19 protein-coding genes are annotated in these 24,468 nt (G+C 44.0%); 12 read left to right on the top strand and 7 right to left on the bottom strand.

What is annotated here, in order from left to right; genetic code table 11:
- Positions 1–11: 11 nt before the first annotated feature.
- The 4 genes from D9A03_RS01825 (at position 12) to D9A03_RS01810 (ending at position 3,686) form a co-directional block, all read left to right on the top strand.
- On the top strand, positions 12–563 hold the full coding sequence (locus D9A03_RS01825) for an RNA polymerase sigma factor (RefSeq protein WP_120495528.1): 552 nt from the start codon (positions 12–14) through the stop codon (positions 561–563).
- A gap of 2 nt (positions 564–565) precedes the next feature.
- On the top strand, positions 566–1,183 hold the full coding sequence (locus D9A03_RS01820) for a zf-HC2 domain-containing protein (protein ID WP_120495527.1): 618 nt from the start codon (positions 566–568) through the stop codon (positions 1,181–1,183).
- Positions 1,183–2,733, top strand: coding sequence for a S8 family serine peptidase (locus D9A03_RS01815; RefSeq protein ID WP_120495526.1), 1,551 nt, complete (start codon positions 1,183–1,185; stop codon positions 2,731–2,733). Before D9A03_RS01820 ends, D9A03_RS01815 begins: the two co-directional genes overlap by 1 nt.
- 158 nt (positions 2,734–2,891) lie before the next feature.
- On the top strand, positions 2,892–3,686 hold the full coding sequence (locus D9A03_RS01810) for a nuclear transport factor 2 family protein (RefSeq protein ID WP_120495525.1): 795 nt from the start codon (positions 2,892–2,894) through the stop codon (positions 3,684–3,686).
- 65 nt (positions 3,687–3,751) lie between these two features.
- Here D9A03_RS01810 and D9A03_RS01805 read toward each other — a convergent pair whose 3' ends face one another.
- From D9A03_RS01805 to D9A03_RS01795, 3 genes are all read right to left on the bottom strand, one after another.
- Positions 3,752–10,342, bottom strand: coding sequence for a DUF5801 repeats-in-toxin domain-containing protein (locus tag D9A03_RS01805; protein ID WP_120495524.1), 6,591 nt, complete (start codon positions 10,340–10,342; stop codon positions 3,752–3,754).
- Between the two features lie 389 nt (positions 10,343–10,731).
- The gene (sucD, locus tag D9A03_RS01800) at positions 10,732–11,622 is read right to left on the bottom strand and encodes a succinate--CoA ligase subunit alpha (protein WP_120495523.1); all 891 of its coding nucleotides are present in this window, start codon (positions 11,620–11,622) and stop codon (positions 10,732–10,734) included.
- Positions 11,619–12,818: a malate--CoA ligase subunit beta gene (locus D9A03_RS01795; protein WP_120495522.1), complete on the bottom strand. Its 1,200-nt coding sequence runs from the start codon at positions 12,816–12,818 to the stop codon at positions 11,619–11,621. The genes sucD and D9A03_RS01795 overlap by 4 nt, the downstream gene beginning before the upstream one ends.
- Positions 12,819–13,063: 245 nt before the next feature.
- On the opposite strand from D9A03_RS01795, the gene D9A03_RS01790 reads away from it, so the two are divergent.
- Together D9A03_RS01790 and D9A03_RS01785 are read left to right on the top strand one after the other, a co-directional pair.
- The gene (locus tag D9A03_RS01790) at positions 13,064–13,720 is read left to right on the top strand and encodes a response regulator transcription factor (protein WP_216825353.1); all 657 of its coding nucleotides are present in this window, start codon (positions 13,064–13,066) and stop codon (positions 13,718–13,720) included.
- 159 nt (positions 13,721–13,879) lie between these two features.
- Positions 13,880–14,857: a CoA ester lyase gene (locus D9A03_RS01785; protein WP_120495521.1), complete on the top strand. Its 978-nt coding sequence runs from the start codon at positions 13,880–13,882 to the stop codon at positions 14,855–14,857.
- 95 nt (positions 14,858–14,952) lie between these two features.
- Here D9A03_RS01785 and D9A03_RS01780 read toward each other — a convergent pair whose 3' ends face one another.
- Positions 14,953–16,215: an MFS transporter gene (locus tag D9A03_RS01780; RefSeq protein WP_120495520.1), complete on the bottom strand. Its 1,263-nt coding sequence runs from the start codon at positions 16,213–16,215 to the stop codon at positions 14,953–14,955.
- Positions 16,216–16,585: 370 nt separating this feature from the next.
- Between D9A03_RS01780 and ltaE the strand changes: the two genes are divergently transcribed.
- The 6 genes from ltaE (at position 16,586) to D9A03_RS01750 (ending at position 22,013) form a co-directional block, all read left to right on the top strand.
- Positions 16,586–17,659 (top strand): low-specificity L-threonine aldolase, encoded by a 1,074-nt coding sequence (gene ltaE / locus D9A03_RS01775; RefSeq protein ID WP_216825352.1) that lies wholly within the window; start codon positions 16,586–16,588, stop codon positions 17,657–17,659.
- A 171-nt stretch (positions 17,660–17,830) separates the two neighbouring features.
- Complete coding sequence (gene phnC, locus D9A03_RS01770; RefSeq protein ID WP_120495519.1) at positions 17,831–18,658, top strand: phosphonate ABC transporter ATP-binding protein; 828 nt, start codon at positions 17,831–17,833, stop codon at positions 18,656–18,658.
- Between the two features lie 68 nt (positions 18,659–18,726).
- Positions 18,727–19,743 carry a phosphonate ABC transporter substrate-binding protein gene (gene phnD, locus D9A03_RS01765; protein WP_120495518.1) on the top strand — a complete coding sequence of 339 codons (1,017 nt, stop codon included), beginning with the start codon at positions 18,727–18,729 and terminating at the stop codon, positions 19,741–19,743.
- A gap of 94 nt (positions 19,744–19,837) precedes the next feature.
- Positions 19,838–20,644, top strand: a complete 807-nt coding sequence (gene phnE, locus D9A03_RS01760; protein ID WP_120495517.1) for a phosphonate ABC transporter, permease protein PhnE — start codon at positions 19,838–19,840, stop codon at positions 20,642–20,644.
- Between the two features lies 1 nt (position 20,645).
- A complete protein-coding gene (locus tag D9A03_RS01755) occupies positions 20,646–21,290 on the top strand; it encodes a chloramphenicol acetyltransferase (RefSeq protein WP_120495516.1) in 645 nt (214 codons plus the stop codon).
- A 21-nt stretch (positions 21,291–21,311) separates the two neighbouring features.
- Positions 21,312–22,013, top strand: coding sequence for a DUF1045 domain-containing protein (locus tag D9A03_RS01750; protein WP_162937919.1), 702 nt, complete (start codon positions 21,312–21,314; stop codon positions 22,011–22,013).
- 6 nt (positions 22,014–22,019) lie between these two features.
- Here D9A03_RS01750 and phnN read toward each other — a convergent pair whose 3' ends face one another.
- Genes phnN through phnL form a run of 3 tightly spaced genes read right to left on the bottom strand, consistent with a single transcriptional unit; the run spans position 22,020 to position 24,464 of the window.
- Entirely contained in the window at positions 22,020–22,622 is a 603-nt protein-coding gene (phnN, locus tag D9A03_RS01745; RefSeq protein ID WP_120495514.1) for a phosphonate metabolism protein/1,5-bisphosphokinase (PRPP-forming) PhnN, read from the bottom strand.
- 1 nt (position 22,623) lies between these two features.
- Positions 22,624–23,766: an alpha-D-ribose 1-methylphosphonate 5-triphosphate diphosphatase gene (locus D9A03_RS01740; protein WP_120495513.1), complete on the bottom strand. Its 1,143-nt coding sequence runs from the start codon at positions 23,764–23,766 to the stop codon at positions 22,624–22,626.
- Positions 23,763–24,464: a phosphonate C-P lyase system protein PhnL gene (gene phnL, locus D9A03_RS01735; protein WP_216825351.1), complete on the bottom strand. Its 702-nt coding sequence runs from the start codon at positions 24,462–24,464 to the stop codon at positions 23,763–23,765. Before phnL ends, D9A03_RS01740 begins: the two co-directional genes overlap by 4 nt.
- Positions 24,465–24,468: the final 4 nt, after the last annotated feature.

Raw genomic sequence — 24,468 nt, 5'->3', positions numbered from 1 at the left:
GATCTTTTTTGATGACAGAAAACGATACAGCATTTTCTCTACTAAAAGGTATCAGCAAAGGCGATGAAACCGCCTTTGCTGATTTTTATAATCTGTTTGAAAAACGCCTGTATCATTTTATTAAATCAAAATTGAACGATTCATTCGAAGCAGCCGACATACTAAACGAAACCTTTTTAGAGGTTTGGCGCAAAGCCGAAACCTTTGAGGGTCGTTCTAAAGTATCAACCTGGCTATTTGGAATAGCGTACTACAAGACGGTGGATCGGATGCGTAAAAGAACAGACATACCAATGGATAGTGACAACTTTCCGGAAACTGCGGATGATAGTCCTGACGCAATGGCGTGTCTTTTGACTGCTGAAAAAAGTGACCATATCAAGTTTTGCCTTGATACTCTAAAAGCAGTTCAACGTGCTGTGATGCAACTGGCATTTTTCGAAGATCTTCCCTATTCAGAGATTGCACTGATTGTGGATTGCCCGGAAAACACCGTTAAGACCCGTATGTTCCATGCCAAACAGGCGATGAAACGCTGCCTGTCCAACCGTATGGGAGGCTGAACATGAAAAAGGAAATTGAAGAGCTCTTACCGTTCTATGTCAATGGGACCCTTGAGGGCGAAGAGCTTGAAGTCGTCAAAAAAGCCTTGGCTGAAGATGAGGCCCTTCGTGAGGAATGTACTTTTCTCGAAAGCATGAGAGATGAAGTACACAATCAGGATCTTGGCATATCTCCGGGTGGGTTTGGGCTGAAACGTTTACAGCGGGATCTTGCGAAAGAAAAAACCGCTCAGACACAAAAAATCCCACAAAACGATAACGTCAAAAGTAGTGTTTGGCGGATCGCAGCATTTGCAGCCTGTATTATGTTGCTTGTTCAAACTGCTTATGTCGTACCGCTCTGGCAACAGAACAATGATCTGATTGCTGCAAGTGGTGGTAATGTTGCGCCTGTTCGCGGGCCTGTACTCTCGGTTACTTTTGTGCCCGAGGCACAGGAAGAAAATATCCGTGAACTGCTGTTGGCTGTTGATGCCCGCATTGTTGACGGACCTTCTGCACTTGGTATTTACAAGCTCTCTGTTCCCAAAGATCCGGAAGCCGTTATCTCGAAACTTCTGGCCCATAAAAATTTGGTGGAAACCGTACAACGTGATGTCGGAGAAAGCGGTGGGAAGTGATGTTGCGCCATTCTATGACTTTCCTTGGCTTCCTTCTGCTTTCAGTCGGATTGCCAAAAGACCTTCCTGCTCAAACCACGGTTGATCCTGCGGGAAAAACAACTCCGGTATTAGAGGGTTCAAGGGCGACGGGTACGGCCAATCCTGCTGATCGCTCACCTCTTGTACTGCCACATAACGTGCAGCCGGGCGAGATCATTTTCTCAGAGCTCAGGGCAAGTTGTGTTCGCCCGGGAACAATACTTACTATTCAGGGAAAGAACCTGGATCAAATTCCAAAGGACAGCCGTCTTGGATTGAATAATGCTGGTATGTTGATTGAGCTAGAAATATTGAATAAAAACCAGACGAGAATTTCCGGTTATCTGCCTAAGAAAAATATTGCGTTCAATACAGCTTACGACCTTGTATTTTATCAAAAGAATAAAGGGCATATGTTTGATAAAACCGGGTTGAGTGTTCGCATTTGCCCGTCGAATAATACTACCTCTGCCGATAATTCTGTTGTGCAGGATGTTATTATTCTGGTGGAGAATACACAGGAAAACCCGGTAAGATCAGAACTGCAAAGACGCGGTTTACCTGTTGTTGATGTGTACAATCTAAATGCCTTGCAGTCTGTTCTTATTCAGACTCGTACGGCAAATGCGACAACTGTTATTCAAGAACTCAGAGCCGTTTTCCCGGATGCCGAGATCGATTTTAATAATGATCTTACTTCCTCTGCCAAACCGCGTTTATATGCGCAAAAGACAATTGGTTGGGGGCATGAAAGTGGGTGTCAGAATACGCAGCTTGGCTTCCCCGTTGGATTGCTGGATGGTGGAATTGATCAGCATCATACTGCATTCGTTGAGCAATCGATTGTATCTCGCAGTTTTTTGGGTACTCAAACTATTGATCTCAGCCATGCAACTTCAATCGGATCTATTCTTATCGGCAATGATCCGGAACGAGGCTATCAAGGTTTGATCCCTGGGACAACATTATATAATGCGGTGGTTTTGAGGCTATCACATTCAGGTGACCAGTTGGCCAGTACTGTTGCTGTGTTACAGGGTCTGGATTGGCTGCTTTCCAATCAGGTGCGATTGATTAATGTTTCTCTCAGTACAGCCATAGCGAACAGAGTTCTGAACAAAGGGTTTGTTCTTTCGCTTGAGAAGGGGGCAATTGTCTTTTCAAGTGCTGGCAATCAAGGTCCGGAAGCCCCGGAAAATTATCCTGCTGCCTTGGACGGTGTTTTCACCATTACTGCGATTGACTCCCGGCGAAAAATCTATCGCGATGCCAATCAGGGTGACTTTATTGATTTTTCTGCGCCGGGTGTTGATATCTGGTCTGCGATTCCTGATAACAAAGGGGCCTATGTATCAGGCACATCCTTCGCAACGCCCCATGCTTTGGCTGTCGCGGCTCTTATTCTGAAAAACAATCCAAAAATTTCCCGCCAAGTTTTGTCGCGGGCTTTGTCTTTTTCCTTAACCGACCTCGGTGATCCCGGAAAAGATCCTGTATACGGTGAAGGACTTTTGAAAGGGACATGTTAAGATTTGAATTATTTATTGAATATAAAACAATGAGATAGAAGAAAATTATTTTTATTTGAACCGTTACTTTTATTGTTTCGACCTAGTTGTGAACAAAACATCAAATGCTGACATCAGATTTAGTTTGGCTCTGATGTCAGGAATGAGAAGGAAATATCATGTTTAAAAGCATAAAACCTGTTTGTTTGGCTTTGGTAACAATGGGATCAATAGGGATAACAGCAATGCCTGCGCACGCCTGTAAAGAAATTACAACTGTTGCACTGCAAGGCAGTGATGCAGCAACTTTAACTGTCCGGGTTAACGATGTAATCCTTATAAATCATAAGGGGTCACACTTTAATGCCATCCCCGCTAACTTTTTGTTCGAAGGGGATAACGATGTCAAAATTGAATTGGTTACGGATGATCCAGAGGCTACTGGACGTGCAGAAGTTTTTGTTGCTTGCCAGGGCGATTTTCCTGAAGAGCCGGGCAAAAATCAAAATGTATTGGCTGAATTACATCAAAAAGGGGCTGGGGAACAAAGTGCCGTTTTTCAAGCCGGTCCTCAACCGGCATTCAGTTATTTGACGGGCGAAATAACCACTGATGATGGATTACTTGAAGCGATTGAAGTGATGTATCAAGCAGCCGTTGATCAAGATACAGAAGCTTATATTGCTTTCTTTGAGCCAATGATGACTGACTTGAAGCTAGCGGATGGCCCACCGCCAGAAATGATCAAGGGGATGGTTGCTGAATTATTGAGTGGCAAGTACACGGTCAAATCATCCAAAAATATTCAAGTAAATAAAATTCTGGGTGGTCGTGCGTATCAGGTTGCGAATAGTAAAGGTCATGGACCCATTGAGTTCGAAGAGAAAACCGATGTTGCCACTGGACGTTCTTCAATTTGGCAGGGCGCTTTCTGGTTAAAAACAGATGATGGCTGGAAAGTTTTCAGGCCATAAACTTTCATAAAAAGCAGAAGCCCCCGCATTAACTGCGGGGGTTCTTGTTTTGATAGTGTTGCGGTTTATCCAACGACAATAACATGTTCGTCAGTATCCAGAACGACTGTCAGGATGTCAGTTGCTACAACATTTTCCATGACAGCAATTTCTGTATAGGTCACACCATCGCTGGAAATTTCCAGTGATGTACTTGGTCCGGTATCTGTGGCCCGAACAAAGCTTGCAACGACATCTGTATTGTCATCAAAAATAATCAGGTCACTGATATCAAGAATGTCACCCTCGGCTTTGTCGTAGTCTGTGATTGTATCAACATCAACACCGACGATCTGACCAAAGAAGAGGAAGGTATCGGCTCCGGCATCACCTGTTAGTGTATCTGATCCTGCTCCACCAATCAGAGTATCGTTTCCGCCGCCAGCGATAAGGGTATCATCGCTATCACCACCGACAAGAATTTCACCATCATCAGTTCCGGTAATGGTATTACCATCTTGATATTCAACGGATACATCTGCCGTATCAGATGTAATTAAATCTGATATTGTGTAGTCAAAAGCACCATCTTGTACTTGAACGAGATCAGTACTTTCAATAGAAAGCTCTGCTTCATAATCTCGAGTACGGGTTGAATTACCATTTTTACTGTCTGTTGATTGGACACGGATATAGTAGTCTCCAGAGCTTATAGCTGTATAACTCTCACCTGGGTTAAAATCATAATCTATAACCGATCCACCAGGGCTAAAGAGAACGACTTTAAGGTTTGGATGTCCGGTAAAGCTCTCGAGAGAGAATGTTTCCCCGCTTAAAAGAGCTATCTGATAGCTATCTCGATCATAGCGCCTTGTTGTTGAACGCCAACCTCTGTCACTGGCGTCTCTAATACGTCCATTGATATTAAGCAGGTGAACTACTTCATCGGCTGGCGTACTGTCATCTCTGATCCAGTTTGAACGATTCAGCTGTGTTGAGCGATTAGAGCCTGATGTATCCCGATCACTATTACTTTCATAATTATCTATGTGATCATTAAATGGTCCAGGAGGATCATGGTAGAAATATCCATCAGATCCATAATTCCTTTCAGAAATAGTTTGAACCGTACTGCCAGATCCAAATCCTAGACTTGAGATATCCATGCCGTCCGGTACAAAGGTAACAATTTCACCGCTTTCACTAACCGTTCCGTTTACTGGATTATCAACATCGATTAGGGATGTATCCGAATTGGTCTTATCATTAAACAGCAAGGCTGAATCCGGGATGTGGATATCGCCGGATGTGATATTTGTCAGAATGATATCATCAATTGCATCAACTGGTTCTGGCAGAGTTACACAGACTTTCAGATCAGCAGAAGAAGAGTCTCCGTCACCATCAACCATTGTGTAGGTAAAGGTTTCTTCAAAATCACTGCTGGCAGATTCTGGTGCGGTATAGGTGTAATCGCCTGTGGTTGTATTAACCACAAGCTTGCCGCCTTCTTTAGTTGAGGCAATGGTGATTATACCATCGCTGCTACCGTCCCCGGCATCAGTATAGGGGATACCATTATGGAGAACTTCGGTAATGGCAACTGCACCAAGCCCATCTGCACCCGGTTGATCATTGGCAAGCAGATTGCCACTGGCATTTACACCGCCAAGAGTCCCCCCCAGAGCATTCGCCAGATCCTTGAAATCGGGAACGCTGACAAAGCTATAGAGACTAGACGGGATAGAAGGATTAACAGCATCGCCACCACCTGTGTTGAGGAAATAATCTTCCAGACCGTCCTCAATCGAAGAGTTCTGACCAATTCCAATACCCGTAACCTGAATGTTATTGTCGACAATTGCAGTTGCAATATTACTATCGATTTCATCAATATTACTTGTGCTGGTATAGTTTGGTGCACCATCGCTGATGAAATAGAGATGATTTTCAAAAGATGGTAAGGCCATCACAGGATTGTCCAGATATTCTGAACTTGTTCCGAACATGGATACCATACCGGCATCATAGTTTGTTGAACCTGAACCGTCATAAGCACCGTGAATGACTGTAAGCTGATCATCGAGCGTTGTTGATGACAAAGTACCGTCATTGTTGAGACGCTTGAAATCATCCAGATCAAGGGTTCCACCAGCAAAGCCATCAAAAACAAAGGTGCCATAATCTTCGGCATTTGTACCGAAAGTTACCAGCGAGAAGGCTAATGTTTCCAGCGCAGTGCTTTCTGTTACCAATTTGTCAATAAAGCCGCGAACGCCATTGACTTGTGTCTGGTAGTTTGACTGACCGATGGATCCGCTTTCATCAATGACAAATCCGATATTGAGTGGTGGTGTTTTCTCTGGCAGAGCCACAAGGTTAACCTTGTCTTCAATTGCGACAGGTCCATCATCCTTGAAATAAAGTGATGCCCCAAGATCAAGAACTGCTTCATCATGGTCTCCATCACTATCGGCAATCTTGCCAGTCAGGTTGATCAGGCCTGATGCCAAACTTATTGCATCATTTGGATTGTCAGCATCAGGGTGTTCAAGTGCGCGTTGCTGATCTAGCAAAACAACTCCGTTACCATCAACGGATACCTTGAAAACTACATCACCATCTGAGCCGCCAACACGACCATGAACATTACCGCCTTGGGTATAAAGAAGTACAGGACTGCCGGTTTCAGTATCTACCAGCCCAGAATCTGTTCCGTTTGTGGCAGAAACAGTATATGTCAGGCTACCAGGACCATCGGCACCGAAACTACTGGTAAAACGTCCAGAGAAGTCAAAACTATCGTCCTGATCAAGGTTTGTTTCATCAACGCAAAGGGCATGGGTAATTGAGACGTTATCAATATATCCACCCAGACTTTCATTCTTTCCTGTACCTTCAAAGGCGAGATTATTGCTGCCTGCACCTGCCGTTACGACAACAGTAAATTTCGTCCAGCCGCCAGGGGCGTCAGTAGAGGTAACATCCTTAACGGGGACACCATTCCAGTTGATAATCACATCATCGGTATCGGTGCCGTTATTAACCCGTGGGCGATAGTGGAAAGTCAGGACGTAATCTTCGCCTGTTGTCATGCCCGAGATATCTTGCTGCGCAATTGAGTTTTGATGTGCGTCGAGTTCGAGCAAGGCATCTCCATGCTGGGCTGGTCCTGCGACGCCACCATGCTGAATTTCAAAACCTGGTTGACCATCGCCACCATTACTCCAAGACCCGTCGCTTAGATTTTGGAATACATCCCAATTTGCACCACTTAAAGTATGGCCATCCTCAAAGCTGCCATTAAGAACAAATTCATCTGGCGGATTAACGGATATAGAGGGGCCATCATCCTTAACAATGACATCTACTGAGCCCCAATCAAAGTCCCAATCGCCATCAACAAGTTTGACGTGGAATTTCATTGGTAGCGGATCATTGTGATCCTCTGTATCCGGATGTTCTAACGCTATAAATTGCTCGTATTCATAAGTTCCATCAGGGTTAACCGTAAAGGTGAAAGCCACATCACCTGCAGCCCATCCGGTGAGAACATTGCCACTTTGTGATGTTGTAATTGGCGTGTCGGTTTCCGAGGTCGTTATGCCACTGGTGTTGGCGTAAATTCTGATGGCATCATTATGAGGTGTCCAGGGATAGTCTGTTTGCGGTCCGTCTGCCCCAAAATTAAAGATATCAAAAGTACCGCCATCCTTTATTGATGCACTGGTATTCAGGTCAGTCTCATCAACCATCACCATTTCCTGACCACCAATATCAGGACCGTCATCCAGAACTTTCAGCAGAACCTTACCATAATCTCTATCGCCATCACCGTCTTTAATCTTAACAGTAAATAACATTCCAAGAGGTTCATTATGGCTATAGGGATTCCAGTGTTCCAAAGCTTCGTATTGTTCGTAGTTATAGGTTCCATCCGGGTTGACTGTAAATTTGAAAACTACTTCACCATTAGCGGTACCAATCAAGGTGTCGTCAGTCTGGTTTGTGCTAACCGGATAGTTCCCTTGCGTTGTTCTGATTGTGCCAAGAGAAAACATATCAATGTGGATATCATCGACTGCCGGGCCATCCGCACCAAAATCAAAAGTATCAAACTGTCCAAAGTCGGAAATGACTGATCCGTTATCAAAGTCAGTTTCATCAACGCAGAGAAATTCGTGGCCGCTAATTTCCGGGCCATCGTCATCCACTTTGATTTTTAAACGTCCAATTTCACTTTGATCTCCTTCATCGTCTGTAGCGTAGTATTTGAGATTAAAGCTGATTGTTTCGTCGTGATCTTTTGTATTGGGATGCTGTAACGACTCATATTGCTCAATATAGATATCAATATCATTTTCACCATTGAGCAGGTCTGATCCGATGGTTACGACAAAAGCAAGATCACCGCTGACACCTGAAGTCCGACCATAGACGACCGATGGATCAGAGGAAGAGGAATAGAGGTAAATAGGTGATCCATCAGTAGTATTAACACCGCTGTATTGGCCGTAATAATCAATAAAGCGAATATCTTCAAGATCGTCAGGTGGCGAAAGACTGGGGCTTGAAGGGCTATCTGTATCGGACGCACCGTCAGAACCATCAACTTCGTCGTTTGATCCATCAGTAAATAGATTCAGGGCATCTTTAATTGGTCTGAATCCTTGGCTGATTGCATCTGGTGGCGTGACACCATCGTTGCTCATTATTGTTGCAAGATGACTTTGCGCTTCCGAAACGCCGGCGACATCATTTGTTACACGTTTTTCGGCATTGGTTTGATCACCATCTGTTTCATCAATACTAATGGCAATTTTCGTATCGATTTCGGGGATATCTTCCTGGATATCAAAGATAAAGCTGCTTTCTGCAAAGGCAGTATTATTTTCCAGCGTTAATTCATCCGTACCAATATCAGTTTCTTGTTCTTCAGCAATTGCCTGTACGGTAATGACAACAGGGCCATTTGTATGCGTAGGACCTTCTACATAACGGCCGCCATCTTCTGTGTCAGGGGATGGATAAGGGTATTGTTCGTCCGTTAGCAATGTTGGGATTGTCGGAATTTCACCACCTTCACCTCCTTCAACATCAACACCTGTTGTTGTGTAGTCGTTGGTGTTGAAAGCGACCAAACCGCTAAACATTGTGAAGTCAATTGTTTCAGATGGATCAAGATCCGGATCATCCGGGTCGGGAAGATCCTCTGTATAACGAACGATGTATTGAACTGTCCCATTGGGGTTTTCATCGTCTTCTTCTTCATTGGTCGGATCGGATACATCAGTGGAAATTGGTCCGAATATTTCCCAACCTTCAGGTAATTTTGTGCAATCTTCGTTGATTGTAAACCCGGCAGGAATACCAGAAAGAACTAGTGTTAGTGTTTCTGAGCCGTCTTTATCACAAAGTTCTGCATTAATAGGAAGCTTGATGATACTTTCTTCGCTAATGACACCATTTTTACCGCCATCCAAGAAGACTTCATTATCGTTATCATCCGGTATATCTTTGATTTGATCTCTAATCTGGATATCAGGGTAGTCTTGTTCACCGCCTTCACCACCTTCGCCGCCATCATCACGCCCTAGCGATAGTAGTGGCATGTCTGCTGCGGCATCAATAATGGCCTCGACAGAATAAGGAAGCACAGCTGATAAACCTGAATCTGGATCGGTAATAACTGCTGTGCCAGATACAATTATATCTTCATCTGAATCTGGTGGAGGCAGAATAAAAACATCTCCTAAATCATCAGGAGAGATAACAGCAGGGAATGTGCCTGTATATTCATCGCCTAATTCTGACCCACCAATGAACAAGCGGGCGCCATCTGGTAAGGCATCAAGAACGACAAAGTCCAAGGTTTCATTATCAGCGGGAGTAAAGGTAAACACGACCTGCATCGGAGCTGCTGCAATTTCAAGGGAGTCTTCTCCACCTTCACCGCCAAAGGGATTATCGTCTTTATTTAAATCACCCCAAGGTAAATTCTGATTGGGTAACCAATCTTCAAATCCGCCGGCAAAAGTGCCGGATATACCGCCAAGCTCGTTGTCCGGAATTTCAGTAATCGTTGTAATAAAGGTTACGTCAAAAGCTCCTTCTGCAGGGTCTGTGATATCATCTCCGGCACCAAGTAGGCCAAAATCAAGTTCAGTTGGTCCTATAACACCTTGAGCAATCAACAAATCGATAACACTACCGGTGTCCTCGCTATAGACGCTACCGCCACCGCCAGTTGCACCAGCTGCCCCGGCTCCTGCCGCAGTTTCAAGTGGTAGATCTCCGGCCTGAGCAAGGACAAGTCCTATTAGCTGACTGGCGGCCACTTCAGTACCGTCAATGACTAGAAGAGGGGCCTCTCCATCACCAAAATCACCGGCCAGATTTTCAAAGACGATACTACTTTCCGGTGTACCGTCTCCATTAAGGTCAAAATTCAAAACAAGATTTTGTCCATCAACTACGGCGGCAGCTTGGGTGGCATCAAAGTTTAACTGTAAACGTTGCCCTGCTTGTGCCGTAATAGATTGAGAAGTACCTACCGCGGGTAAATCAATCGAAAGCTCTGTAGCCTCTTGGCCAACAGCAAGAATAGGTTCTTGCTCTAACACTTCGATTTCAGGGGTAGTGTCACCGGAATTACGGGGTGTGTTTGAATCTGACATTCTAGCCTCCTCGGGCTCTTGGTACTGGCGCTGCCCCCTCAGGCAAATCAGTCAGGCCACGGTTGAGGAAAATGACTCGAATATAATAACAGTATTTAAAATTTTAGATAGATTTAATATTAAAAATACTACATACAAGTGTATGATTTTTTCGTTATATTACGTATTATTTTAAAAATTATAAGAAAATGTTCGTAATAATGATTTTATGTGTAATTATTTATATGTTTTGTTTTTGAATGTTTGTTTAATTATTAAAGTTGATTGTTATTAGGTGATGTTTTTGTAGTGCATTTTATTTATTAGTTAAATTTATTTATATTTTTCAATTAAAAGCTGTGCGTAACTCAAAAGGGTACGCACAGCATTGTTCTTAACTTATATTGACTTTAAGAAGCTTTGGATAGGGATTGAGCAACCGTAGTTCCTATCAAGGATGGATCTGGGGCAATCGAAGCTCCGACTTCGCGCAAGATACCCACCTTTTCATTGGCACTTTCACCAAAGGCCGTAATGATTGCACCTGCGTGGCCCATTGTCCGTCCTTTGGGGGCACTTAGTCCCGCAACATAAGCGATAACGGGTTTGGTCATGTGATCTCTGATGAAATCAGCAGCTTCTGCTTCTTGTGGTCCGCCAATTTCACCGATCATGACAACAGCTTCTGTTTTTGGATCCTGTTCAAACAGTTCCAGAATATCCTTGAATGAGCTACCATTGATAGGATCACCACCAATACCTACACTTGTGGAAACTCCAATACCCAGTGCTTTCATTTGTGATGCTGCTTCGTAACCTAATGTTCCCGAACGACCAACAATACCAACAGAACCTGGTATATAGATGTGTCCTGGCATGATGCCGAGCAAGGCTTCGCCTGGCGTGATTGTCCCAGCACAATTGGGGCCAGTTAAACGCATGCGCTCTGTTTTTGGATAACGACGCATGTAACGCTTTACGCTCATCATATCTTGCGCAGGAATACCGTCAGTCACGGAGACGCAGAATTCAATACCGGCGTCAGCTGCTTCCATTATAGAATCTGCTGCAAAGGGAGGGGGCACAAATACTATAGAAGCTGAACCTCCTGTCTCTTTGACAGCGTCCTTTACGGTATCAAAAACAGGAACACCATTTACACTTTCTCCGCCTTTTCCTGGAACTACCCCACCAACAACATTCGTACCGTATTCTATCATCTCTTTTGTATGGAATCTGGCAATCTTACCACTAATTCCGTGTACGAGAACTTTTGTCTCACGGTTTAATAGAATGCTCATGATACTACCTCATTAAGAACTTGAACATTGTCAGTATTTTTCCATGCTTCCACAGAACGCTCTGCTGCTTCGGCTAAGGTACTTGCTCGAATGATGGGTAAACCACTACTGGCCAATATCTTGCGACCTTCTTCAACTTTGGTGCCTGCCAGACGAACAATAACAGGAACATCAATCGAAGTGTTTTGTAAGGCTTGTACAATACCCTCTGCAACCCAGTCGCAACGATTGATACCAGCAAAAATATTGACAAGAATGGCTTTGACATTACCATCAGCCATGACGAGGTTAAAGGCTTTGGCAACGCGTTCCGGTGATGCTCCGCCACCAATATCCAGAAAGTTTGCCGGGCGACCGCCGGATACTTCAATAATATCCATTGTTGCCATGGCAAGCCCTGCACCGTTTACGATGCAGCCAATTTCACCATCTAGCGCAACATAATTCAAACCTCTGTCAGACGCTTTTGACTCTCTTTGATCTTCTTGGGATTTATCACGCAACTCTGAAATGTCTGGATGGCGAAAGAGAGCATTGTCATCAAAGGTCATCTTAGCATCAAGAGCTATAATTGCACCTTCACTTGTCACAACCAATGGATTGATTTCAACCATTGTAGCATCAAGTTCACGAAAAGCCTTATAACAACCGATGATCGTCTCAATTATTTGTGGAATTTGTGCTGGATCCACACCTAGCTTAAAGGCTATTTCTCGAGCCTGAAAGTCAAGCATGCCAACTGCAGGTTCAACAATGGATCTAATGATACTGTCTGGATGGCTTTCAGATATTTCCTCAATTTCCATACCGCCAGAAGCAGAGGCGACAATCATAATTCTTTCAGATTTGCGATCTAGGACAAAACCGAGATAAATCTCACGTTCTATTTGGACACCGCCCTCTACATAAACACGATAAATGAATTTTCCGTCAGGACCTGTTTGATTTGTTACCAGGCGTTTTCCGAACATTTTGTCTGCCGCATCAAACACCTGTTCTTCATTTTCACACAAGGTAACACCACCAGCCTTGCCACGACCACCAGTGTGGACCTGGGCCTTGACGACCCATTTGTTTCCACCAATTTCTCGGGCGCGGTAAGCTGCTTGTTCGGGACTATAGGCGAGACCTCCACGTGGAATGGTGACGCCAAAGTTCGCAAGGATACTTTTTGCTTGATACTCATGGATATCCATGAATTTTCCTTTTCAAATTTTCTGTTCAACTTGCCTAGTATCTTTACAAACCGGGAGCTGGGTATTAGCAAACCGATAAGTTTCAAACATGAAACGATGATTTTGAAATTGATACAACACTCTAAAATACTGCTTTTGAGCATCTATATGAGTAGGTAAAAAACAATACTTAATAATTGGTTTTGATCAAAATCTAATTTAATATACTATTCTTATGGGTGGTTTTTGTATGAAAGGTCAGGATTTTGCCGAATGTAGGGAAAGTCGATATAGAACCGATCAAAGTTGCTTTGGCGGATAGTAACCCATTGATGCTTTCTGCCTTGTCAGAGTTTTTTGATCGTGATTCTCGTTTTAGTCTTGTGGCTTCTGTCGGATCAGCCGAGAACTTTCTTGAGATCACGTTACTTTCAACTTTCACCGTTGGTATTGTTGACTGGTCATTGCCAATGTTGGGGGGGGAACGGTTAATTGAAATTATTCGAAATCAGGAAAAACCTCCTCGTATTGTCGTTTATGCTCAGGGAGATCATCAGGATATTCCAAAACAAGCTATGGCAGCAGGAGCAGCGGGATATTGCTCGCGTTCTCAGCCGCCGGAATATCTATTGGATATTGTTGAAGATATTGCCAAAGGAGGTATGGTGTTCCCCTTTGTCGATGTGCGTGATCTACGCCAGGACCCTATGAGATCTCTGACAAAACGAGAGCGAACATTATTGGTTTCTCTTGCCCAAGGTCGAACCAACAAGGAGCTTGCCCGTGATCATGATATTTCTTTGAATACGGTAAAGTTCCACTTGAGAAACTTGTTCGACAAACTTTCTGTAACTAATAGATCACAGGCTATTGCCTATTATTATTCGACGCGTGTTTCTCTTCAGAATGAGCAAGAGGAATAATTGTTTTTAAAGTTGGAATTTTCCAGAGAATCCAGAAATTGAATTTCTCAAAAAAATCCTTCACGTAGTGAAGGAAAAAATCATGGTTGACAGCAAAGATATTTTGCCCGGTTAATTCCGCTCCTAGACCTGTAATAATTGGAATAGGAAGTCCCAAAAATGAGTTTTCAAATAATAGATCAAGCCCCAGCAAGGCTAAACAGAAGTGAGCTTGCCGTACCCGGAAGTCAACCGCAACTTTTTGAAAAAGCATCAAAATCAGATGCCGATGTTATTTTTCTTGATTTGGAAGATGCTGTTGCTCCTGATGAAAAAGAGCAAGCCAGGAAAAATATTATTCAAGCTTTAAATGATCTCGACTGGACAGGAAAATCCATGTCCATTCGTATTAATGGGCTTGATACCCATTACATGTATCGTGATGTTGTCGATGTTGTTGAACAGGCTGGCCAACACCTTGATTTAATTATGATACCCAAGGTAGGAACCGCGGCCGATGTTTATGCAATAGACATGCTTGTTACCCAGATCGAAGATGCAAAAGGGTATCAAAAGCGCATCGGTTTTGAACATATCATTGAAACAGCTCTCGGCATGCAGAATGTGAACGAAATTGCCTCTGCAAGTCGCCGAAATGAATCTCTTCACTTTGGAGTGGCTGATTATGCTGCATCGACACGCGCAAGAACTACAATGATAGGTGGTGTAAATAAAGATTATGCCGTTTTAACGGATCCTGATTTGTCTGGGGATCGTCTTACGCATTGGGGGGACATGTGGCACTACGCAATTAGCAGAATGGTTGTCGCTGCTCGGGCCAATGGATTGCGACCTGTCGATGGGCCATTTGGGGATTTTTCAGATCCGGAAGGTTTCAAGGCAGCGGCAAGACGCGCAGCAGTTCTTGGATGCGAAGGCAAATGGGCTATTCATCCGTCACAAATTGATCTGGCAAACGAAGTAATGAGCCCGAGTGATGAAGAAGTAACCCGTGCCAAGCGTATTCTCGATGCTATGGCCGAAGCCGAACGCCAAGGGAAAGGGGCTGTTTCTCTTGATGGGAGACTGATTGATTACGCATCTATTCGTCAAGCAGAAGTCTTGGTCGGAAAATCGCAACAAATCGCGTCAAGGTAGTATTTTTTTGGTGGCGCTGTTTGAGCGAACAGTGCCACCATTGTTTCCCGGATTGATATCTTGTTTCTGTCAGTTGTTGGTCGATTTCAATTTGATTAATTCTCTGTATTGGTTTCTTTTTTCACAGATGTCTCGGCTTTGATCGCGGCGGTATAAAGCTGTTTACTGCTCATGCCGTTACCGCCCAAGGGTAAGAACGGTGCTTTATTCTCTACATGTCTTTGGCGTTGGAAAATACGGATAATGGTAAAGATTACCAACAGGCTGTTGTTTAGAACAAAGAACATAAATATACCTTCGGGGCCCGTAAAAGCCATAAACTGTGCGGCGACTGTTGGCCCCAAACTCGCGCCAACGCCATAGGCGATCAATAGTCCGGCAGAGACTTGAACCAACTCTTTTCTATCTGCCATGTCGTTAACCTGTGACGCAGAAATCGGGTATATGGTAAAGGACATGCCCCCATAGATCGCAATGGCTGCAATTAAGATAATAAAGCTCTGTCCTGTGGCCCAGATAACGGCAAAACATGATCCGATTGTTAAAAGCGATGAAACGATGAGAACTGTTCGTCTGTCAAAACGATCTGATATTCGTCCTATAGGGAATTGTAACAGCATACCGCCAAAAATCGCGGCAGCCATAAAGGTTGAAATCTGAGGTATAGTAAGGCCAACATCCTTGCCAAAAACGGCCCCCATACTGTTCAGGGAAGAGTTGGACATACCAGCACACACTGTTCCAAATACACCAACTGGTGAGACCAGAAATAGTTTTTTGAAAGCCATGCGTTTTGGAGAACTTGGTGTCGGGGCTGTTGCTCTGGTTAGGAGAAGTGGAACCAACGCAAAAGAATAAACCATGGAGGCAATAACGAAGAGCTGGAATTGGGCGGGATCCCCCAAGAGCATCATAAATTGCCCTGAACCAGACCCTATATAGTTCGTTATCATATAGAGGGAGAGAATTTTTCCTCTGTTTTCATTGCTGGATTTTTCATTCACCCAGCTTTCGACCACCATAATCATTCCAGCCATACAAAAGCCAGTCACAATTCGCAGGAAAAACCAGAAAATCGGATCGGCAAAAAGAACATGGGCAAGGACAGCTACAGATAGGATTGAAGCAAAGGCGGCAAAGGAACGAATATGCCCAACAGCGGCGATAACGCGTATGGCAAAAACAGCACCGATCAACATACCTACAAACTGACCAGTCATAATCAGGCCTGTGGTCTCGGTTGAGAAACCTTCAATTCGGCTTCGAAGACCTAGCAATGTGTTGATCATACCTTGGCCAAGCATGAGCATGGCAAAACTAAAAAGGAGTGAGGAAATTGACCTGATTGTTTGCCACATACTATGTCTTTACCGCTGAATAGGAACAGAAGAGGAGTGTTCTGAGTATCTATCTAATATCAGTTTGGGTGATTCTGCCTAATTGTTTATTTGATTTTTGGATTTTAATTCAAGGTTATCACTTGAATGTTGGAGAACAAAAAAAATTACCTCAATCGTGACTTCCTGCCGTGACAAAGTTTATAGCTCTGTTTATCGTTTTCCCTCGTTCTTCTTAAGGCATATGACTCAGGAGCATTTAAGGCTCTTGGTTGTTATCTTGATAGTTGTCCCGAAAAGGCCGTATCTTAAGCGTTCAAAGAGCTCATTTGAGTGTCTCAAGATTCCATAGATAAAATTGGCTGATCTTAAATGTTGTAGGAGTGTTTGTATGTACTCAAGTATGCTGGATCGCAAAGATCAGATCGGTTCGAATTCAGGTCTGATTGCTGACTTTCGTAGTGACACCGTCACGAGACCGAGTAAAGGAATGCTTGAGGCTATGGCGAAGGCCAAAGTGGGTGATGATGTCTATGATGATGATCCAACTGTGGCAGAGCTTGAGCGTAAACTTGCTGAAATGGCTGGCATGGAAAATGCTCTGTTTTTTCCTACTGGAACCCAAAGCAATCTCGCAGCTCTTTTGAGTTATTGCGGGCGTGGTGATGAATATATAGCAGGGGACGAATACCACATCTTTATTGACGAGGCCGGTGGAGCTGCCGTACTCGGTGGAATTTCTCCCTTTCCCTTGCCGACCGATAATTCGGGTGGTTTAGATCCTCAACAGGTTAAAGATGCGATAAAGCCAGATGATTTCCACTGTCCAATCAGTCGTTTACTATGTCTTGAAAATACAGTGTCTGGACGTGTGCAAAATCCAGAACGTATCGCTGCTCTGGCTAAGGTTGCTCACGAGAATAACTTATCGGTTCATCTTGATGGAGCACGTATATTCAATGCTGCTACGGCCTTGAATCTGTCATTGAAAACGTTGTGTGAACCTGTTGATTCTATCTCTATATGCCTTTCCAAAGGGTTGGGAGTACCGATTGGATCTGTTCTTTGCGGATCTGAGTATCTAATTAAACGTGCAAAACGAATGCGAAAGCTATTGGGTGGTGGGATGCGACAGGTTGGCGTGCTAGCTGCCTGTGGTCTTTATGCTCTGGAACATCATGTTCCCTTACTTGAAAATGATCACAACAAAGCTATGAAGTTAGCGCGGGGATTACAATCTATTCCAGAAGTGACAGTTGATTTATCAACAGTTGAAACAAACATGGTCTTTATGAACCCGGGTAAGGAGCAACATCAACCCCTGTGTGATTATCTCTTCGAAGAAGGTATTCTAATCGGTGCACAAGTTCCTGAAATACGCTTGGTTACTCACATGGATATTTCAAATGAAGCAATAGAACTCTTTATTGAAAAAACCCGATTTTTTTATCAGATGAAGATATGATCTTTCTTTACGCGTGATTGATACAGTCGAAATTCATCTAGACAAGATCCCCTTCTTGTGCAGGAAAAAAGAAGGACGTTAACAGAATCTTAAAACAACCATCACGCAAGAGTCTTTGAAAGGCGGCAGAGTTGCATCAACAAACATTCAAGCGTTTATGGTGCAAGTTACATGGTTGCGATCAAGGTATCAGGTCTTAATAAGACCTTCACAAAGGGCAAGAAAGCTCTGAATTCACTGGATTTACAGATTGATAAGGGTGAGATGGTTGCCCTGATCGGGGCTTCTGGGTCCGGTAAATCTACCCTGATCCGACATATCTCGGGCTTGATGAAAAGCGATAGTGATAACAGTAAAATCGAAGTCCTTGATCAAACCATTCAGGAGAACGGGAAACTAGGACGCGGTGTCCGTTCTGCGCGCTCTGATGTAGGGGTCGTTTTCCAACAGTTTAATCTGGTAAACCGCCTTTCTGTTCTGACAAATGTACTTATTGGCCTTTTAGGGCAAATTCCAAGGTGGCGGGGCACCTTGGGTTTGTTTACACGTGCAGAGAAAATGGTTGCCATGAAGGCTTTGGCACGAGTGGGCATTGATAATCTTGCTGAACAGCGATCATCCACCTTGTCCGGAGGACAACAACAACGTGCCGCTATCGCCCGTGCTATTACACAGGGCGCACAGGTTATCTTGGCGGATGAGCCAATTGCTTCTCTTGATCCGTCATCTGCACGCAAAGTAATGGATACATTGGAAAATGTGAACAGGGAAGACGGAGTGACTGTTCTTGTTTCTTTGCATCAGGTTGACTATGCGCTTCGCTATTGCCCACGCACAATTGCCATGCGGAACGGTGAAATTATTTTTGACGGCGATTCAAAACGATTGACGCCGAAACTTCTCGAACAACTTTACGGTGATGACAGTTTGGAATTGCTAGGTTCCAAGCAACAGGAAGAGCCTGTTGTGACATCACTTCCAGAACAGGCAGTGGCTTGAAAGCTACGACCTGAAGGTCCTCATGTATCTGGCATTTACGTACTTTTTAAACTAGGAGAACAGGTAAAATGGTTCGCAAACTAATCGCTTCTGCTGCCGTTGCAGTAACAGCACTTGTTGGTGGTGTTGCTCAGGCTGAGACTAACTACAAGCCTCTTGAAAAAGATCCTACGGAACTTAACTTCGGGATTATTTCAACAGAATCAACTTCTAACCTGAAAGAGCAGTGGGTTCCTTTGATGAAGGACATGGAAGCTGCACTTGGTATGAAGGTGAAGCCTTTCTTTGCCCCCGACTATGCGGGTGTTATCGAAGCCATGCGCTTTGGTAAAGTTCATCTGGCCTGGTTTGGTAACAAATCCGGTATGGAAGCAGTTGATCGTTCCGGTGGCGAGGTTTTCGTACAGACATCCAAAGCTGACGGAAGCCAAGGTTATTACTCTCACATCATTACGCATGTAGATAACAAAGATATTAACAGTCTTGAAGATATCTTTAAATGTGATCAGTCATTGAACTTTGGTATCGGCGATCCAAACTCTACATCCGGTTTTCTGGTTCCTTCATACTATGTCTTTGCCCAGAATGGTGTGGATCCAAAAGAATGTTTCAAGACTGTTCGTAATGCAAACCACGAAACCAACCTGATGGCGACTGCCAATAAGCAGGTTCATGTTGCCGCAAACAATTCAGAGCAAATTGGCCGCTCTATGAAAAAAGCACCGGATGCTGCTGCAAAAATCAAAGTCATCTGGACATCTCCGTTGATCCCGTCAGATCCAATGGTCTATCGCAAAGATATGTCCAAAGAACTAAAGTCTCGTATTAAAGCATTCTTCCTGGGTTATGGTCGTATTGGCGATACAGCCCGCGCCAGAGAAGTTCTGGGTGGTATCTCTGATGGTCAGGGACTGTTTATGGAAAGTAACAACACACAGCTATATCCTGTACGTCAGTTGGCTCTGTTCAAAAACAAGCTGAAGATCGAAGGAAACGAAGGCCTGGCAGCTGACGATAAAGAGAAAAAGCTACTGGCAATTAACAACAAACTTTCTGATCTGAAAGTTCTGGTTGCTGCACAATAAGCGACGACAATACAAAAACGGTGCTCTTGTTGAGCACCGTTTTTCTGTTCCTTAAGAACAGTTATTCCCTTCATTAATAAAAGATTTTTTTCCGATGTCTAATCTTTCAGAAACTCAAAAATCCATCGAAATTCCTGCTCATGATTTGAAGCGGTCCATTGGTAGCCTAATTATGTGGGCTGTCTTTTTTGCATTACTTGCGCTGTCATGGGAAGGGGCCGATATGCGGCCTTGGGATCTGATTGAAAATGCAGAAAACATGAGCCAGTTTGCGTCTGGTTTCTTCCCACCGGATATGTCGCAGTGGAAAATGTATCTTGAAGAAATCTGGATTACTATTCAGATCGCTATCTGGGGAACAGCACTCAGTATTGTCTGTTCAATACCGTTTGGCATTTTGTGTTCGGAAAACATTGTTCCATGGTGGGTTTTTCAGCCTGTACGTCGTCTTATGGATGCTGCCCGTGCGATCAATGAAATGGTATTTGCCATGCTGTTTGTTGTTGCTGTCGGTCTAGGGCCATTTGCGGGTGTTCTTGCCTTGTGGATTCATACAACAGGTGTTTTGGCCAAGCTGTTCTCGGAAGCTGTAGAAGCGATTGATCCAAGTCCTGTAGAAGGAATTAGAGCAACAGGTGCAACAGGTCTGCAGGAAGTTATATTTGGTGTTATACCCCAGGTTCTCCCGCTCTGGATTTCTTACTCACTGTATCGTTTTGAATCCAATGTTCGTTCCGCAACAGTTCTTGGTATTGTTGGTGCTGGTGGGATTGGTATGGTCCTGTGGGAAAACATTCGTGGTTTTTATTATGCCGAAACTGCAGCCGTTATCATTCTGATTATCATCTCGGTTAGCCTGTTGGATATTCTGTCACAGCGCTTAAGAAAACTGGTTATCTAAGATGTATTTCCAAACCCAATCTCATACTAAAAAACAACTTTCCGAACAGCCGACCATTTCTGATAGTGCTGTCGTATTGGATAGCCATTTGGGGCAATGGACTGAGGTTGGGGAGGGGACCAAGATTGTTGAAAGCAGGCTGGATGACTATAGCTATGTCGTGAATAACAGCGATATTATATACAGCCAGATAGGTAAGTTTGTAAATATTGCCGCTTTTGTCCGGCTTAATCCTGGGCAACATCCTATGGACCGGGCAAGCATGCACCATTTTCAATATCGAAGTGATGCCTATGATATGGGGGATGATGATGTCAATTTTTTTGATTGGCGCCGTTCATCTCTTGTCCATATTGATCATGATGTCTGGATTGGTCATGGCGCAATTGTCAAAGGTGGCGTTCACATCGGCACTGGTTCTGTAATTGGTTCAGGGGCGGTTGTAACCAAAGATGTTGCGCCCTATTCAATTGTCGCCGGTGTTCCGGCGATGGAAATTCGGTCACGGTTTGAGTTACCTATCCAAAAAGCACTCTTGCGTATCAAATGGTGGGATTGGGATCATTTTCTTTTGACTGATCGGTTAAACGATTTCAGAAAACTTACGATTGATGAATTTTGTTTGAAATATGATCCTGAACTATAACCAGAATTGTAGGGATAAATGATGATCCACGAACGATATGCCATTTATTATGCACCGCGATTTGATAGTAAGCTGGGGCAATTTGGTAATGCCTGGTTTGGTTTTAATCCTGTTTCTCACGAAGATATTCCAAGGCCGAATGTTGAGGGGATGAACGCTCAAGAGATTGAGAATATCACACAAGGATCTGGACGATATTCTTTTCATGGAACATTAAGATCACCTTTTAAGTTACGGAAAAATCGTAATTTAGATTCTTTAGATAAATCTCTTAAGTCTTTTGTTACCAAAGTTCGGCCGATTATTTGCGGACCTCTTTCCATAAGGTCCATAGGTCGTTTTCTTGCGCTTGTCCCTGATGACCCGGAAAGTCAAGTTCCGGATTTAGCAGAACAATGTATGAGAGCTTTAGACAATTTTAGATTGGCACCTGACAAACAAGAGCTTGATCGACGGCGGCAAACTGGCCTGACAACGATTCAGGAACAGCTGCTGCTAAGGTGGGGATACCCTTTTGTGATGGAAGAGTTCCGTTTTCATCTGACATTGAGTGACAAGCTTGAGGGAATGGACCTGATCAAATATCAGGCAATACTTGAAAAGCACTGCGAAGGTTTGTGTAATGAACCCTTTGTCATTGATGAAATCGCCCTTTTTGGCGACCCCGGGCAAGGTGGGAAATTTGAAGAAATCTCCCGTTACAAACTTTCAGCTATCAGCTGACTAGAATTAACCTTGAAGTGTTGGCGATTCAGTATAGCGATAGGGATGATTGGTCTGTAAATAGGGATTTTCAATCGCCATAACAAAGTTTGTAATGGCCTCTTCAAGCGCACCGCTATTATCGATTTCAATTACATCATCGCCTCGTACGCGATATGATTTGGCGCGGTCAAGCCTTCTTTGAATATCGGCTGCACCTTCCCGGCCACGAGCGTGTAATCGCTGAGAAAGAATATCGGGATCAACTGTGATCGAGATAATTCTGAGGTTTGGATATTCATTACGTGCTTCGTTTAAAACGCTTCGAGACACATTGACAACGACGCATTTGCCTTCGGACAATTCGTCATTGATCGATCTGGGAATACCATATTTTAAGTCGTGCGCATCCCACGAAAGGGCAAAGATACCCGCCCGTTTTTTACGAGTAAACTCTTCGACCGAGAGACCCAGATGATTTTCACCACCAGCATTTTGGGGGCGGGTAATTGATCGTCTTGGAAAAATGACGCTTGTAGTATTACCAAAGCGTTGACGCGCGGCATCAAGCAAAGTGTCCTTGCCCGCACCGCTTGGTCCTACAACAAGATAAAGCCAACCTGTTTCCATTTTAAGAAACCCTGTTTCCTTCGCGCCATACCCCTCTTACAACAGGGTGGTGGTGCGAGTGATGGACATGAATAAGATCTGCACGTTTTCCCAAGGCGATCTCGCCTCGATCAGTTAAGCCAACGCGTTCAGCTGGTGTCTTGGTGACTGTTTGAATGGATTTGGGAAGATCGTAGGCGTCAAAATCTTCATAGAGCAACATAGCGGCGTGTAACAGGCTATGAGGAACGTAATCGCTAGAGATTATATCCAGATATCCTTCTTTAGCCAGTTCGCCTGCTGAAACGTTACCTGAATGAGATTTTCCCCGAACCACATTGGGGCCGCCCATCATTACCGCCAAACCTGAATTATGTGAACTTCTGGCTGCTTCGAGTGTGGTAGGAAATTCTGCAACCGTCATACCATCAGATACGGCTTCTTCCACATGCGTTTCAGTGGCATCATCATGACTGGCAAGGGCAAAACCTTTGTCATGGGCTGTGCCGACAACGTGTTTACGGTTCTTTTGGCTGTATTTTTCCTGGTCCAGTCGCCTTTCAGATATGAATTTTTCCATTTCTCCGTCACTAAGGCCATATTTTCCCTGATAATAAATATAATAGGCATCAAGGGAAACAAACTGTCTTTGCCCGGGCGTATGATCCATGACCGACAACATGCGTACTAGATTATTCTGAGACAACTTGTCCAAAGCCGGGGCCATGTCGGCGTAACTGACTTCACACCGTAAGTGTATAAGATGGTCAGCACGTAACAGGTTCTCGCGATTAGCGTGGATTAAACTACCGACCATTTCTTCCAGTCGTTTAACCCGGCTACTTCCTTCGTTTACATCGCCCACTGCAATGGCATCAAAGACAGTTGTTATCCCCGCACTTGCAACTTGGCTATCATGACTGACGACAGCTGCAACGGATGGCCACTCAGTCTTGGGACGAGGGGTCATGTGTTTTTCAAGGTTATCAGTGTGCAGTTCTACCAGTCCAGGAAGCAAGAGATCGCCATCCATATCCAGCGCACTGGATATGGATGTATTTCTTGTCGAGATATCTTCAATCTTGCCATTGGCAATTTTTAATGATCCATAAACGACTTCGTTCGCCAGAACTATTTTTGCATTGGTGAATACTTTTTCATTCATCTCTCAACACTCTGGAATTGGGTGACATCAAAGGTTCTGGAACAGACTGCTTCTCTGGCTTCCTGATCGTGGAAAATGCCGAGAATAGCGCAACCTCTACTTTTTGCCTGTTCGATAAGATCAAGGACGGTTTGTCTGTTCACGGCATCAAGAGAAGCTGTTGGTTCATCAAGCAGCAGAATTGGATAATCTGCGATAAATCCACGGGCAATATTGACACGCTGCTGCTCACCACCAGAAAACGTCAAGGGCGATAAACTCCACAAACGTTCCGGTATTCTCAAACGGGTCAGAATATCTTGCGCCTTTGCAATGGCCAGTTCTTTATCCTGTCCCAGAGCAATCAATGGCTCGGCAACGATTTCGATCGTTGGGACCCTTGGAATAACGCGCAAGAACTGGCTGACGTAACCAAGGGTACGCTTTCTTACATCCAGAATTTGATGTGGGTCTGCCGTGGCTATATCAACCAGTTGATTATTGTGGCGGATATGAATACTACCTTTGTTGCATATGTAGTTGGCATATAGCATGCGCATAAAAGTACTCTTGCCTGAACCTGATTCACCCGTTAACGCAACGCATTCTCCCTGATTTAAAAAGAAGGAAATACCTTCGAATACCGGGATGGTCATGCTTGACTGATTGTGGAGAGTAAAATGTTTTGCGACATTTTCCACGTTAATCATTTTTGACATATTC

The sequence above is a fragment of the Kiloniella sp. EL199 genome, from assembly GCF_900313065.1.
Classification (GTDB): Bacteria; Pseudomonadota; Alphaproteobacteria; order Kiloniellales; family Kiloniellaceae; genus Kiloniella.
This window is presented reverse-complemented; position numbering and strand designations above follow the sequence as displayed.